The sequence below is a fragment of the Acinetobacter sp. YK3 genome (assembly GCF_001729365.1).
In the GTDB taxonomy this organism is placed as follows: Bacteria; Pseudomonadota; Gammaproteobacteria; order Pseudomonadales; family Moraxellaceae; genus Acinetobacter; species Acinetobacter vivianii.
On sequence record NZ_LZPJ01000077.1, the window covers coordinates 1 to 15,291 of the forward strand.

The window sequence follows — 15,291 nt, forward strand, 5'->3', positions numbered from 1 at the left end:
CAATATTGCAGGTTTTATTTCTCAACTTAGATCAATTAACTTCCTTGAACTAAACGTCTTGCGCTAATAATTCCAGGCTGCTGCTCTAAACGTGCCAGCAAACGAGATAATTGAGCCAATCCTTTTACTTCAATCAACAACTTCATATTGGCAATACCATCTGCCTCAGAAATTGTATTGACCTGACGAATATTAATTTGATCCGAGAAAATAACCTGTGTCAGATCTTTGAGTAAACCACGACGATCATAGGCTTCCACCACGATCTGAACACTCTGACCACGCGTTGGCTGCATTTCCCAATCGGCTTCAACAGCACGTTCAGGTTCTTGTGTCGTCATGCGGATATAGTCTGGACATGCAACTTTATGAATACTCACACCACGATTCAACGTGATATAACCACCAATCGATTCACCATGTACAGGCTGACAACACTGTGCAATATGCAGCTCAACGTTATCCAGACCATCAATCAGGATGCCGTGTGCAGATAAAGTATGGCTAGCACGCGGATTCAATGCAGGTTTTAACACCAGTTCAGGCTCATCCTGATCTAGATGCATTTGACGATTCACCTGATTCATCAAGGCATGCAGACTGATATCGCCGCTCACCAATGCAACCAAGATATCATCACCTGCCTTCAGATTGAAATGCGATGAATAATCTTTAAGGTCGATACTCTTTGGATGGATCGCTAAACGCGCCAGCTCTTTATTGAGTAACTCGCGTCCAACTTCGACATTCTTGCTACGATCTTGCTGTCTAAACCAGTGGCGTAACTTGTCACGCGCACGTGCAGTCTTGATATAACCCAGCGAGTTCACCAACCAGTCACGGTTCGGTTCACGATCTTTTTTGGTTAAAATCTCAACCTGCTCACCTGTCTTTAACATATAGGTTAAAGGCACATAACGCTGGTTTACACGTGCGGCATAGCACTTGTTTCCGACCTCGGTATGCACATGGTAAGCAAAATCCAGAACGGTTGAACCACGAGGTAACTCTTTGATGTCACCATCACGACTAAACACATAGATCTTTTCAAAATTTTCAAAATCCTGAATCTGATCAATGCCATTCGATTCTTCATCTTCACCATGTGGCGTGGTTTCGGTACGTTCCTGATAGTGTTCAAGTACCGCACGTAAAGAATGCAAACGATCATTAAAGGAATGATCGGTGTTCTTGGCGCCTTCTTTGTAGTTAAAGTGCGAACACACCCCAAGTTCAGCTTCGTTATGCATTTCAAAAGTACGAATTTGTACTTCCAGTGATTTGTTCTCTGCAATCACCGCTGTATGCAATGAACGATAGCCGTTGGCTTTTGGATTGGTGACATAGTCATCGAACTGGTTCGGAATATGACGCCAGATTTGATGAACAATGCCCAAGGCATGGTAGCAATCAGGCACATTTTTCACTAACACACGCACTGCACGGATGTCATAAAGCTGATCAAAGCTGAGGTTCTTGCTTTTCATTTTTCGATAAATCGAATAAATGTGCTTCACACGCCCAGTAATTTCCGCATGGATATCATATGCAGCCAATTCAGTTTTCAGTTTATCAATCACAAACTGAATATACTGCTCACGCTCCAAACGCTTTTCATTCAATAAAGACGCAATTTCTTTATAACGTTCTGGGGCCAAATAACGAAAGGCAAGATCTTCCAGTTCCCACTTGAGCTGCGCAATACCCAAACGATGCGCCAACGGCGAGTAAATGGTGAGAATTTCGCGTGCTACACGTTCCTGACGTTCTTTACTTGCTGTTGCCAGTTCACGCAAAGCATAAGTACGCTCTGCCAGCTTGATGAGTACAACCCGAACATCTTCCGTTACTGAAATCAGCATTTTATAAATGCCATTTAGATGTTCGCGTTGATTATTATTAAAATGGTCTTCTAAACGCTTATTCTTTTCAATCAACTCCGACAGTTTACCCATTGCAAGGGTGCCTTGAACCAAAGCCAGAACCTGCTCGCCAAACTGTTGTTGAATGTCCTCTAAAGTAATGAGACCTTCACGTACACTACGATATAACACTGCCGCTGAAAGCGTGTCTTCGTCGACATGCAAATGGGCCAAAATATCTGCCATACCAATCCCTGTACTAAAGGTATTGATACGATGATCCGTCGCTTGTAACTCTTTTGCTAAGGTAAGCTCGGCAACTTTCTGAAGTTGTTTTAGCTCAGCCCCATCCAAAATACCACGCACTCGATCTAGCCAAGAGACTAGACTACTTTGCGCTTCAGCGGCATGTTCTACAGTCGCTTCCTCAGACAACTCTTGGAGTCGTCCAGGTAACTGTTCACGTACTGTGACCATACCTTTCTCCTCTGGATATGTAACTCATTTTTTAATCGTTTATCTCTTCGATTTTTTCAAGCTTCTCAATCTTTTCAAACAGGGCAATCGATTCAACATGTTCAGTATGCGTAAACATGTCCATCACCGCAGCTTTTTTCAACTGATAGCCATATTGTGCCAGTACACCTGCATCCCTTGCCAGTGTTGATGGGTTACATGATACATAAACGATTCTTTTCGCTCCAAAATTAGGTACATATTGCATAACCTCAAACGCACCTGATCGTGGAGGATCAATTAATAATGCATCAAATCCCTGTTTCGCCCAAGAATGATGCGAAAAGTCTTTTGTTAAATCTTGTGAAAAGAATGCTACCTGTGACAATTGATTTGCTTTCGCATTTTCAGTTGCCCGTTGCACCATCTCATCACTCGCTTCAACGCCGACCACCTGACCTGTTTCACCCACACGACGTGCAATCGGGAGAGAGAAATTGCCTAATCCACAGAATAGGTCAAGCACTCTTTCCCCTTCCTGTAATTGAAGCAATTCACATGCCAAGTGAATCATTTGTGCATTTACACCACTATTCACTTGGGTAAAGTCTAAAGGTGAAAATGCAAATTTGACTGCAAAATCATCCAGACTGTAATGCAAACGCATCGGTGCCTGTGAATCATCTACGCGATGTAAACTATCGCCCCCTTTGGGCTGCAAATACAACTGCCATCCTTTGAGTAACGTAAACTGACGTAATTGGTTGACATCCGACGCATTTAATTCATCCAGATGACGAATCAGCAATGCCACCTCGGTATCGCCCATGGCCAATTCTATATGACCAATATGGGCTTTGCCTGTAAGACTTTCGAGTAACTTCTTAAGTTCAGGCAAGGTTGCGGATAAAGTTTGATCCAATACATTGCACTGTTGAATTGCAGTGAGATGATTACTATGATGCTCACGGAAACCCATCACCAAACGGTTCTGCTTGGCAATGTAGCGCACACCGATACGGGCACGACGACGGTAATCTGTTTTTACCGAACGGATCGGTGCCAGCCATTGCTCAGGCGCTAAACCCGCAAAATGTTGTAAATGTGACTTCAATACATTCTGTTTCAGTAAAATCTGTTCGTCAGGATGAATATGTTGCAGGCTACAGCCACCACATACCCCAAAATGAGGGCAGATCGGATCAACACGACCTTCAGCCGCCTCGCCTTCCAGCTTGATCATGTCAGCTTCTTCAAGACGAGAAGTCTGGTTGGTAATCTTTGCCTGCACCGTTTCACCAACGAGGCCATAGCGAATAAATACCTTCTTGCCATGCTTTTCTTTAGGATGGTCAGGATGCGTTCCATAATGCGCGATGCCGCGCCCTTCATGAGAAAACGCTTCGATTTGAAAGGTATACGTTGGATATTGGGCTGGGCGATGTTTCGCTTTGTGTTTCAAAAGATGAACCTAATTTTTTGGCGCAAAAGTGGGTGCGGTAAATACAGTATATTGCGATGTTTGTTGCCATACCTGTAAAAATTCTGTTTGTTGCGTTTGAGTTTGTAAATAATCAATTGTCGCTTGAATCAACTGTTGATGATCTTTTTGATTCAACTGACCTTTTAGCAGCAACCAGCGGATATAGACCAGCCATGTATTCAGCACATCGCCTTCACAATAACTGGTCAATTTTAACCATTGTTCAGTGCGTACATAGTCTGGCACATGATAACCCGTCTCACCACGTTTACCTGGGAAACCCAGCAAACAGGCAATATCATCCAGCTTCTGGAAATTACGACCATTAAACATGGCCATCACATCCATCAGGTCAACATGACGATGGTGATAACGGTTCTGATAATTGTTGTAACGCTTCTGCTGATCAATTTCACCCTGATCAAATAAGCTTGGTGCAGAAAGCCCATGATACATGGCGCGGAATAAAATCACAGGCAAGTCAAATTGTGAACCATTCCAGCTCACCAGTGTCGGCTGTTTCTTATCAAAAATAGACAAGAACTTAGCCAGCATTTCTGCTTCGCTATTCTGTTCCTGACTGAATGAAAACAGGCGGAAACCTTTTTCATCAATCCATAAACCAGAAATACAAACAATCTCATGCAACGGTAGACGTTGAAAATCGACACCTGATTCTTGACGGCGAATCTTGGTCAGTGCCTGTTCCACATCCGCTTCTGGCAAGTCCAGATCATAGAGATGAGCCCCTGCCTTTATATCAGTCAGCGTTTCAATATCAAAAACTAAAATCGGAAAACGTAAATTCATTTCAGAATTCCCTGACGGAGCGAAACAGCTCCCTTGAACCAAGGGTGAGCTGTCATTATAACAGCGCCCGAAGGGAGATTAGTCTTCATCTTGAACTGAAAATAAACCTGTTGATAAATAACGGTCACCGCGGTCACAGATAATGCAGACAATCACGGCATCAGGTGTTTCTTCAGCAATTTTAACCGATGCCCAAACTGCACCACCTGACGATGTACCAGCACTGATACCTTCAGTACGCGCCAGCTTACGCATGGTTTTTTCAGCTTCAATCTGGGGAATATCAATAATACGGTCGACACGACGACGGTCAAAAATAGTTGGCAGATATTCTTCAGGCCAGCGGCGAATCCCCGCGATGCTTGAACCATCTGAAGGTTGTAAACCAACAATTTGAATATCTGGGTTTTGTTCTTTCAAGTATTTAGAAACACCCATGATGGTGCCTGTGGTGCCCATCGAGCTGACAAAATGGGTAATCTTGCCACCTGTTTGCTTCCAGATTTCAGGCCCTGTAGTTAGATAATGCGCTTCAACATTATCAGGGTTACCAAACTGGTTCAGAACAAAGCCCTTACCTTCTGCCTGCATTTGCATAGCGAGGTCACGTGCGCCTTCCATCCCTTGCTGCTGAGTCACTTCAATCAACTCTGCACCATAGGCGAGCATGGCATCTTTACGTTCCTGACTCATGTTGTTTGGCATGATCAGCTTCATTTTATAGCCGCGCATTGCTGCAACCATTGCCAAAGCAATACCTGTATTGCCGCTGGTGGCTTCAATCAAGGTATCGCCTGGCTGAATCTTCCCACGTTTTTCTGCCTGCACAATCATGTTATAAGCAGGACGATCCTTGACTGAACCTGCTGGATTGTTACCTTCTAATTTGGCTAATACCGTGGCCTGGGTATGACACGCTAAACGCTGCAAACGTACTAAAGGGGTTTTACCGACATAATAATCAAGTAAAAATTCATCTGCTAAAAAATCAGTTTGCGTATTCGTCATGATCGACACCGATATTAAGGTGGCGACTATTGTATGAAAAAAACAGAAATACTGCACCATTTCACTCTGCTTTTTATTGGCAAGCAGATGTCTGCGCTTATCAGAAAGCATGCTAAGATATTGCGCAGAATGATAAATCTGACCGAACTATGTCAAATTTCAATAAGACCATATCGAAACGTTTACGCCTCAATCATGCTTATGGGCAGTTGATTGCACTTATTCTTGTGCCAATTGCGATTTTGACAAGTGTAGGAATTCTTTGGGTTTTAGCCGAAACGACCAACTCAGCCAAGCAACAACAGCGCTCAGATGCTTCTGCGATTTTGGCACGCTATCATCAAACGGCTAATGATTTATTAAAGCTGGTTCAAGAGCAACCCGATCAATATGATCGCGCGCAAAACATCATGCAAAAAATGTTTGATGAAAAGAATTTACAACGTGCGGTGCTGATTGATAACAAAGGACAGACCTATTTAAGTGTCGGTTATCAAAACAACCGCTTCTGGCCTAATTTCCCCAATAACAGTAATTTTTTTGGCCCTATTTCGCATAATCACAACAACATTTACGGCGCAAAACTCGACAGCGGCAATCCTGATTCTGTCTGGCTGATGATTGAGCTGGATAATCAACCGCTGGAACTGGCTCGTTATAAAGTTTTACTTTCATTGGTGGTCACAGGCTTATTGACCATTCTGATTTTACTGTTCTGCCTGAATGTGTTCTCCCGTCGTTGGCTCGCACCGATCTATGAGATTCGTATGCAGATGCAACGTCTCAACGCGGATACGCTCGATCAGCACATTGTGGTAAACAGTACCGGTGAACTGCGTTTACTGCAGCGTGATATTGCCAACGTGGTGAAACGTCTACACTTTAGCTTTCTCGAATTAAAAGAACATACCGAGCAAACCGAAGAAGATTTACGTAGAACCTTAGATACCTTAGAAGTTCAGAACATTACTTATCGTCAGGCGCGTGACCAGGCGATTTCATCGAATCAGTCCAAGTCTGTTTTCTTGGCCAATATCAGTCATGAGCTCAGAACACCACTGAACAGTATTGATGGCTTTATTCATTTGTTACTGCGCCAGCAAAACCTGAGCAATGAACAAAATCTCTATCTGCAAACCATTCGAAAATCCTCTGCCCACCTATTGGCACTGATTAATGATGTACTGGACTTTTCTAAAATTGATGCGGGCAAATTAGAACTCGAAACCGCCCCGTTTGACCTTGAAGAAGCCATCTTCGATGTGATGGATATGCTCTCGCCACTGGCGGCACAAAAGCATATCAATATGGCCTTCTATTATGCTGAAAACATTCCACAGCATGTGGTTGGTGATGCGCTACGCTTTAAACAGATTCTGACCAACCTAATTTCCAATGCGATCAAATTTACCCCTGATGGTGAAATCATCGTACGGGTGCGTATGGAAGATGATGAGATTGGACAATGTTTATTGCATTTCAGCGTACAGGACAGTGGTATTGGCTTAAGCGGTACTGATCGTAAAAAATTATTTGAATCCTTTTCTCAAGGGGATGCCTCGGTTACCCGCCAATTTGGCGGTACTGGACTCGGTCTGGCGATTTCCAAGCAGCTCGTACATTTGATGCATGGCCAGATTGGCTTTGAGGATAATCAGGAACGTGCGCCAACAGAAAAAGGTTCGACCTTCTGGTTTACCGCATCCTTTAAAGTGGAAGAACAAGATGAGTTTGTGGAACATCCTCATTTTGACCATTTACAAGTAGTGTCTTATCTGGCTCATCCTGCAACAGCCAGCGTCCTGCGTTCATATCTGGAAAATTATCGTGTTTCACATATCGAAACCCAATCTATTCTGGATTTGTTCAGTCGTTTAAATCATCTCAACCAGCAAGAAAGCACTTGGCTGATTGTGGATCACAGCGGTGATACCGAAGCATTACTAAAAGAAATCCGTCAGCGTTATCACGGCAATCTTGCGGTTTATGGCTACCAGATGAGCCTTGATCCAAATATGCTCAATGAATATCGCGCACGTCCGCTCTATCAACCGCTCAGTCGTCGTGAACTGGTTCAGTTGCTTGGTAACCAGCCTATTTTTGAACAGGAACCTGAAGACTTTAATGGTCAAGGTCTACACGTCCTAGCAGTCGATGATCATCTACCTAACTTGATTGTGCTTGAAGCTTTACTGGGTGAACTCAATGTCACCACCACCAAAGCCTTAAGCGGACAGAAAGCCATCGACATTATTCAGGAACGTATTGAACAAAAATCACCACCATTCGATCTGGTGTTTATGGATATTCAAATGCCTGTGATGTCAGGTATTGATACAACCCGTGCCATCCGCTCTTTAGAATCGACACTGGATAATGGCATGCAACTGCCAATCATTGCCCTCACCGCACATGCACTGGCAGATGAAAAGCAGAAGTTACTCAAAGTCGGCATGAACGATTACGTGACCAAACCGATTCAGATGGAACAGATCATTCAGATCCTGACGCATTGGACCAAAAATAACTTTAGTACCCAACCAGTCAATATTGAACAAAAACGTCCAATCGAATCGATTGATCCAAACATCCTCAACTGGCAACAAAGTATTCAACTCGCAGCCAATAAAGAAGATCTGGCGCAAGACCTGTTAGGCATGCTGGTCGACAGTTTTGATACTGAACTTGCTGAAATGCAGCAGTTGATTGAAATGGAAGACTTTCCACAACTCGAGCATGTGCTGCATCGTTTATATGGCGCAACGCGTTACGTCGGCACGCCAAACCTGCAACAGGTTTCAGGTGAATTTGAACAGTTTGTCTCAACCTTACGTAAAGAGCGTCGTAAAGCAGATGATCAATTTATCCGTGAAACCAATCATCGTTTCAGTGAGCTAAATACTGCCATTGAACAAGTCAGACAGGCAGCAAATTTAATCTTGCATGCGCACGACAGTTAACGTGACTGGGGTGTCATGTTTCAACTCTGACACTCATGCTATGCTGCCTCATCGAACACAATAAGAGTAAGACAGATGGCACTTTTACGCGTTGAAAAGAACAATGGAATTGCGACCGTTTCTTTAAACCGACCAGACAAACGCAATGCAATGAGCTTTGCCCTACTCAAAGAACTGGTCGCAACCGCAAAAAAAATTGAAAAAGACCGTTCAATCCGTTGTGTCATCTTAACCGGTGAAGCCAATGTATTTAGTGCTGGCATCGACCTGTCTGATCTAAATAATCCGAAGAATACCGCATTCGCAGCATGGGAATTGATCAAGCCAGGACAAAGCCTGTTTCAAAAAGCATTTTTAATTTGGCAGAACCTGCCGATTCCTGTGATTGCAGCTATTGAAGGCTATTGCTTTGGCGCGGGCATGCAACTGGCACTTGCCGCGGACATTCGCATTGCAACACCCACCACTCAAATGTCAATTATGGAAAGTCGCTGGGGCCTCGTCCCAGATATGGGACTGACTCGTTCGCTCAAAGGTCTGATTGGCGTTGATCTTGCCAAAGAACTTACCTTGACTGCGCGTATCTTTGATGCTGAATACGCCAAGGAAATTGGTCTAGTGACGCATTTAGACAATAATCCATTGGCAAAAGCAAATCTCATTGCGGAAGAGATTTTACAGCGTTCACCAGATGCGATTATGGCAGCAAAACGCGTTCTGGATGCAATGGAACATCAACCAGAAAAAGCATTACGCCTAGAAAAGCTTTGGCAACTTAAACTACTATTAGGTAAAAATAGCCGTCTGGCGCGTAAGAAAGACAAAAATCCAGAGGTTGAGTTCCTGCCTCGTCAATATAAATAAGCACAACCAGAGTACATTCACATGCATGTTAATCAACAAACACCAATCGCATTTCTAGGTATGGGTTTAATGGGGACACGTATGGCGAGCAGGCTACTGCAAGCGGGTTATCGCGTGGCAGTCTGGAACCGTAGCCCACATGCATGTGAAACACTGATCCAACAAGGTGCTCAAAGTCTAGAATTGAAAGAAATTGGAAATTATCCCGTCATTTTGACTTGTCTGGCAGATGATCTGGCAGTTCAAAGTGTCTTTTCCCAGATTCAACCTAACTTAAAAGCGCAGCAAATCATTGTTGATTTTTCCAGCTTATCCGTTGCCGCAACGCTAAACCTCGCCCAAGCAGCACAACAACAGGGTGTGACATGGATTGACTCTCCCGTATCAGGAGGAACCATGGGCGCTGAACAAGGAACCTTAGTCATTTTTGCAGGGGGAGATGCAGCAGCCATCCAGCAACTTGATCCAATTTATCAAGTTCTTTCTCAGCGGGTGACCCGTATGGGTGAATCTGGCACAGGTCAGGCCACCAAGATTTGCAATCAACTGATTGTGGCTGCCAATAGCACTTTAATTGCTGAAGCGGTAGCACTGGCAGATCAGGCAGGCGTAGACACCACACTACTGGCACCCGCCCTTGCAGGCGGCTTTGCCGACTCAAAACCGTTCCAGATTCTTGCCCCTCGTATGGCGACTGATACCTTTGAACCTGTGCAATGGAAAGTGCAAACTTTATCAAAAGATCTCAACAATGCACTACAACTCGCACAAAGTTTTAACTTAAAGATACCTGTGGCACAAAAAGCTCTACTACAGTTACAAGCCCACCAAGAAAATGGCTTTGCCGAGAAGGATTTAGCTACTATTATCAAAGTTATAGAACAATAAACAGGGTCTATTGATTCAGGGAGTCAGAATATGAGCCATCTCGCAGTCAATTTATCAATGATTTTTACGGAAGTCCCTTTAATTGAGCGTTTTGCTTTAGCCCATGCACACGGATTTCAACAGGTTGAAATTCAATTTCCTTATGAATTAGACATTATTGATATCCGCACCCAACTCGAACAATATAATCTTTCTTTATGCCTGATCAATGTTCCTGCTGGCGATCTGATGCAAGGTGGTAATGGTCTAGCTGGGATTCCCGGCCGTGAAATTGAATTCCATCAAGCACTTGAACTGGCAATTCGCTATGCCAATGCACTCAATGTGCCGCGCGTTAATATTCTGGCTGGTAAACAACCTCTGGATGCGGATCTGCTGCCTTGCCTGAATACACTGGCCAGCAACTTGAAGCTTGCTTGCCACATGTTCACCGAGCAAGGAATTGAGCCTGTTTTTGAGATGATTAATGGTACCGATATGCCACGCTTTTTGATCCAGAACATTGCACAAGGTCAGGAAATGCTGGAGGCCGTCCACCACCCTGCCTTAAAGATGCAATATGACTGCTACCATATGGCGATGATGGGTGAAGATGTTTTAGCTGGGCTACAAGAAAATCTACACCAGATTGGACATATCCAATTTGCCGACTGCCCTGGCCGCCATGAGCCAGATACAGGAAATATCCCGTATAAACAGATCTTTGACTGGCTGCTACAAAGTGACTATCGAGGTCTCATTGCGGCGGAATATCGACCAAAAACCCAATCAGATCAATCTTTTGCATGGAAAAAGAAGTACTTTTCCAATGATGTGAATACATAAACTGTTACTGCTAAAATTTGAACTTTTTAGAGAAAAACGGTATATTTGACAATGAGCAATTGTCAGGAAAATATACCCTCTATGAATTTAGAACCATCGCCCAGCGCTTCTAATTCTCACGACCTAAAAATCAAAACAGCGAACAAAGATGTACAGGCTTGCCTTAAAGTTGTACATGAAGCTCTCACTGATGTAAAAGCCAAAGATATTCTTGAACTTGACGTAAGTACGATCAGCAATGTTGCCGATGCAATTGTAATTGCAAGCGGTACGTCGACTCGTCATGTTAAAGCCCTTGCAGATAATGTTGCTGATGAAGCACGTAAAGCAGGTTTCCGCCCAATCGGTGTCGAAGGTGAACGCGATGCTGAATGGATCTTAATCGATCTCGGTTTCGTTGTGGTACATGTGATGTTACCAACCGCGCGTAAGTTCTATGACCTAGAAAGCTTATGGCGTGCACCCGAATCTGTAGCGTAAAGCTCTCCAAAAAAGCGACCGAATCGGTCGCTTTTTTTATATTTAGATCACCCACGAGAATCTCTTTCACACAGTTTTTATTATTCCCTTCTTCAGTTTCACAAAGCTTTCTTCTGATTGCCAATCAACACAACAATGCTAGTATAAATACACCCATCACCCATTAAATCTAAAACCATATGAAAGATTCAACTGAATGGATTGAAACGCTTAACAAAATTACTGGACTCGCGCAAACAGGTTTGTACTACTCAAAAGATGTCTATGACAAAGAACGTTATGACCAAATTATCAGTTATGTCCGCACGTTAATTGATTTAAAAGAAATTGACACTCAAGACTTTATTAAAGATGTGCTTCAAGATGTCGGATATGCAACACCTAAAATAGATGTACGTGCAGTTGTATTTAAAGACAATAAACTCTTATTAGCCAAAGAAACACAAGATGGCTTATGGTCTATTCCGGGCGGCTGGGCTGATATTGGCTATTCAGCAGCTGAGAATGCTGAAAAAGAAGTGTTAGAGGAAACAGGATTAGAAGTTAAAGCAACAAGACTTCTCGCACTGACGGATCGAAGAAAACATCCTCATCCAGCCATGTTTTTACATGTCTATAAGGCTTTCTTTTGGTGTGAACTCATTGGAGGTGAGTTAAAACCAAGTATTGAAACATCTGAAGTTGGATTCTTTGGTAGAAATGAATTACCTCCTATTTCGACAGCTCGTGTTACAGAAACACAAATCCACCAATTTTTTGAGTTACGACAAGAACTACCTGAGAGTACTTATTTCGATTAACATTCAATTCTGAAACTCATCAAAAAATATAATCCCAAAAAACAATATCTTTGCCATCTTAAGGACCAGCAAATACCAGTTATCACCCACAACTAATTTTGACATGACAAATTGTCAAAATTCTAGCACTATACAGATTCTTGCAATCCCACCAATAAATAGCATAACTGGAGTACAGGAAGTGAAAATACTGATTACAGGTGCCAATACTGGCATTGGTTTTGCCACGGCAGAACAGTTGGTTAAACAAGAGCAACACGTGATTCTCGCATGCAGAAACCCACAAAAGGCGCAAGAAGCACAAAGCAAGTTACGCGCACTCGACCAAGGACAAGTCGATCTTATCTCCCTCGACCTCAACAGCCTTGAATTTACCCGAAAAGCAGCCGATGAAATCGCAGATCGTTACGGTAAGCTGGATGTGTTGATCAACAATGCGGGCTTATTTGCCCAGACCAAACAGCTGACAGCCGATGGCTTCGAGCAACAATTTGGTGTCAATTATCTGGGTCATTTTTTATTGACGCAAAAACTGCTTCCTGTTTTAAAACAATCTCCTCAAGCACGGATTGTCCATTTAGCCTCGATTGCACACTGGGCAGGTTCAATCAAACCGAATAAATTCCGCGCAGAAGGTTTTTACAACCCTTTGTTTTATTATGGGCAATCCAAGCTTGCCAATTTATTGCTGAGTAATGCCCTAGCAGAACAATTAGCAGACAGCTCAATCACCAACAATGCCTTACACCCTGGTGGGGTTGCCTCTGATATTTATCGCGACCTACCTAAACCTGTTTATGCAGCAATGAAACTCGGCTTAGTACCCACCTCTGTTCCTGCAAAACTGATCAGCCAAATGGCGATTGGAGATGAATGGGCAAAACGCAATGGAGAATATGTCAGTGCGCATATGCCTGACTGGAAATCTTCACATGCCAAAAATCAGCAACTGGCACGTGACCTATATCAACAGTCTATGAACCTTGTTGAAAAGTTTATTTAAACAAAAATAACTTCAAATAAAAAAAAGCCACCCAAGGGTGGCTTTTACAATCTTGATTGAGGTCAGATTAGTGACCACCACCATTAATTGCTTTCGTCATATCTTCCACAACTTTCTTGGCATCACCAAAGATCATCATGGTTTTTTCATTGTAGAACAAGTCATTGTCTAGGCCAGCATAACCTGTTGCCATAGAGCGTTTGATCACCATGATGGTACGTGCTTTATGCGCTTCAAGGATCGGCATACCGTAAATTGGTGAACTTGGATCATCTTTCGCTGCAGGGTTCACAACGTCGTTCGCACCAATCACAAGCACCACGTCTGTTGCAGGGAAGTCTGAGTTGATCTCATCCATTTCCAAGATGTCTTCATACGCAACATCTGCTTCTGCCAACAATACGTTCATGTGACCAGGCATACGGCCCGCAACTGGGTGAATCGCAAAGCGAACTTTTACACCCTGCTCTTTCAAGATTTCACATAACTCTTTAACAGCATTCTGTGCACGACCTTGTGCCATACCGTAACCCGGTACAATCACAACGCTGTCTGCATTTGACATCAGGAAGCCTGCATCATCTGCTGAACCAGAACGGTGGTTACGTTGAGCTTGCTCACCCTTGTCTGCTGACGCAACTGCTGCACCGCCCATTGCACCACCAAACAATACGTTGATGATTGAACGGTTCATCGCCTTACACATGATGTAGGAAAGAATCGCACCAGAAGAACCAACCAGTGAACCCGCAACGATCAACATATTGTTTTCAAGTGTGAAACCAATACCTGCCGCTGCCCAACCAGAGAATGAGTTCAACAGTGACACCACAACTGGCATATCACCACCACCCACTGGCGCAATCCATACCCAGCCAAATGCAAGTGCAAGTGCTGTCATTGCCCAGAACGCAGTCATGTTGCCTGTGGTAAAGAAGTAGAAACCACACGCCAGCATTGCAATAAAGATGATGGCCTGAACAGGTTTAACCCATGCACCAGAGATTGTTTTTGCCCATTTCTTTGCAGCCAATTTACCGTAAGCAAATACAGATGCAGTGAATGTAATCGCACCAACGAAGCAGCCTACGAACAATTCAAATAAATGAACTGAACTCATATGTGCATGTTGAACACCCGCAGCCGTTAAAGCAGCTTCATTTTGCGCAAACAATGCAGTGAGCTGGTTGTTATGCAAGATCGCAGCAATCGCAATCAATACCGCAGCCAAACCGACCAAAGAGTGCATCAATGCTACAGTTTCAGGCATTTGTGTCATTGGAACAGTTTTCGCACGTGCGATACCAACAACAGCACCTAACACCATTGCACCGCCAATCATCCATACCACTGGATGTTCAGCAACAAAGAAAGTCGTCACAACAGCAATCGCCATTGCGATCATACCGTAACGGTTACCCGCAATTGCAGTCTTAGGGCCAGACAAACCACGTAAGGTTAAGATAAAGAGGACAGCACCAATCAGGTAGAACCAATCCGCATAGTCTCGAATGAATTCCATCGCTTAGCCCTCTTTTTTCTTTTGCTTCGGCTTGAACATTTCAAGCATACGAGCAGTTACAGCGAAGCCACCGAAGATGTTAATGCTTGCCAAGAACACAGCAATCGCACCAAGCACACTCACCACATTGACACTTTGGAATGCAACATTTGCATCAACACCAATCGCAGGCATACCCACGGTCTGGATCATCGCGCCAACCACAATAATTGAAGACAACGCGTTGGTTACCGCCATTAAAGGTGTATGCAATGCAGGTGTTACGCCCCACACCACGTAATAACCTACGAAGATGGCAAGGACGAAAATTGTAATCGTTTCAACCATGAG

The 15,291-nt window shown here is 43.6% G+C and carries 13 protein-coding genes; 7 read left to right on the forward strand and 6 right to left on the reverse strand.

Going from position 1 to position 15,291, the window contains the following annotated elements; all coding sequences use genetic code 11:
- Window positions 1-35: 35 nt before the first annotated feature.
- The 4 genes from A9Z07_RS07395 to cysM all read right to left on the reverse strand — a co-directional run bounded on the left by A9Z07_RS07395 (window position 36) and on the right by cysM (window position 5,619).
- A complete protein-coding gene (locus A9Z07_RS07395; RefSeq protein ID WP_004774676.1) occupies window positions 36-2,339 on the reverse strand; it encodes a RelA/SpoT family protein in 2,304 nt (767 codons plus the stop codon).
- A gap of 31 nt (window positions 2,340-2,370) precedes the next feature.
- A complete protein-coding gene (gene rlmD / locus A9Z07_RS07400; protein WP_069577812.1) occupies window positions 2,371-3,780 on the reverse strand; it encodes a 23S rRNA (uracil(1939)-C(5))-methyltransferase RlmD in 1,410 nt (469 codons plus the stop codon).
- Between the two features lie 9 nt (window positions 3,781-3,789).
- Window positions 3,790-4,611, reverse strand: a complete 822-nt coding sequence (locus A9Z07_RS07405) for a 3'-5' exonuclease (protein WP_004774674.1) — start codon at window positions 4,609-4,611, stop codon at window positions 3,790-3,792.
- A gap of 78 nt (window positions 4,612-4,689) precedes the next feature.
- Window positions 4,690-5,619, reverse strand: coding sequence for a cysteine synthase CysM (cysM, locus tag A9Z07_RS07410; protein WP_069577813.1), 930 nt, complete (start codon window positions 5,617-5,619; stop codon window positions 4,690-4,692).
- A gap of 149 nt (window positions 5,620-5,768) precedes the next feature.
- Between cysM and A9Z07_RS07415 the strand changes: the two genes are divergently transcribed.
- The 7 genes from A9Z07_RS07415 (at window position 5,769) to A9Z07_RS07445 (ending at window position 13,439) form a co-directional block, all read left to right on the forward strand.
- Window positions 5,769-8,579, forward strand: a complete 2,811-nt coding sequence (locus tag A9Z07_RS07415; RefSeq protein WP_069577814.1) for an ATP-binding protein — start codon at window positions 5,769-5,771, stop codon at window positions 8,577-8,579.
- A gap of 75 nt (window positions 8,580-8,654) precedes the next feature.
- On the forward strand, window positions 8,655-9,443 hold the full coding sequence (locus A9Z07_RS07420; protein WP_069577815.1) for a crotonase/enoyl-CoA hydratase family protein: 789 nt from the start codon (window positions 8,655-8,657) through the stop codon (window positions 9,441-9,443).
- Window positions 9,444-9,464: 21 nt separating this feature from the next.
- On the forward strand, window positions 9,465-10,331 hold the full coding sequence (locus A9Z07_RS07425) for an NAD(P)-dependent oxidoreductase (RefSeq protein WP_069577816.1): 867 nt from the start codon (window positions 9,465-9,467) through the stop codon (window positions 10,329-10,331).
- A gap of 30 nt (window positions 10,332-10,361) precedes the next feature.
- A complete protein-coding gene (locus A9Z07_RS07430) occupies window positions 10,362-11,156 on the forward strand; it encodes a hydroxypyruvate isomerase family protein (RefSeq protein WP_062847004.1) in 795 nt (264 codons plus the stop codon).
- Between the two features lie 81 nt (window positions 11,157-11,237).
- Window positions 11,238-11,636, forward strand: coding sequence for a ribosome silencing factor (gene rsfS, locus A9Z07_RS07435; RefSeq protein ID WP_004774663.1), 399 nt, complete (start codon window positions 11,238-11,240; stop codon window positions 11,634-11,636).
- Window positions 11,637-11,815: 179 nt separating this feature from the next.
- Window positions 11,816-12,436, forward strand: coding sequence for an NUDIX hydrolase (locus tag A9Z07_RS07440; RefSeq protein WP_069577817.1), 621 nt, complete (start codon window positions 11,816-11,818; stop codon window positions 12,434-12,436).
- A gap of 181 nt (window positions 12,437-12,617) precedes the next feature.
- Window positions 12,618-13,439 carry an SDR family NAD(P)-dependent oxidoreductase gene (locus A9Z07_RS07445; protein ID WP_069577818.1) on the forward strand — a complete coding sequence of 274 codons (822 nt, stop codon included), beginning with the start codon at window positions 12,618-12,620 and terminating at the stop codon, window positions 13,437-13,439.
- Window positions 13,440-13,506: 67 nt separating this feature from the next.
- On the opposite strand, the gene A9Z07_RS07450 is transcribed toward A9Z07_RS07445, so the two are convergent.
- Both A9Z07_RS07450 and A9Z07_RS07455 read right to left on the reverse strand, forming a co-directional pair.
- Window positions 13,507-14,961, reverse strand: a complete 1,455-nt coding sequence (locus A9Z07_RS07450; RefSeq protein ID WP_069577819.1) for an NAD(P)(+) transhydrogenase (Re/Si-specific) subunit beta — start codon at window positions 14,959-14,961, stop codon at window positions 13,507-13,509.
- Between the two features lie 3 nt (window positions 14,962-14,964).
- Window positions 14,965-15,288 carry a proton-translocating transhydrogenase family protein gene (locus A9Z07_RS07455; protein ID WP_004774657.1) on the reverse strand — a complete coding sequence of 108 codons (324 nt, stop codon included), beginning with the start codon at window positions 15,286-15,288 and terminating at the stop codon, window positions 14,965-14,967.
- Window positions 15,289-15,291 lie beyond the last annotated feature (3 nt).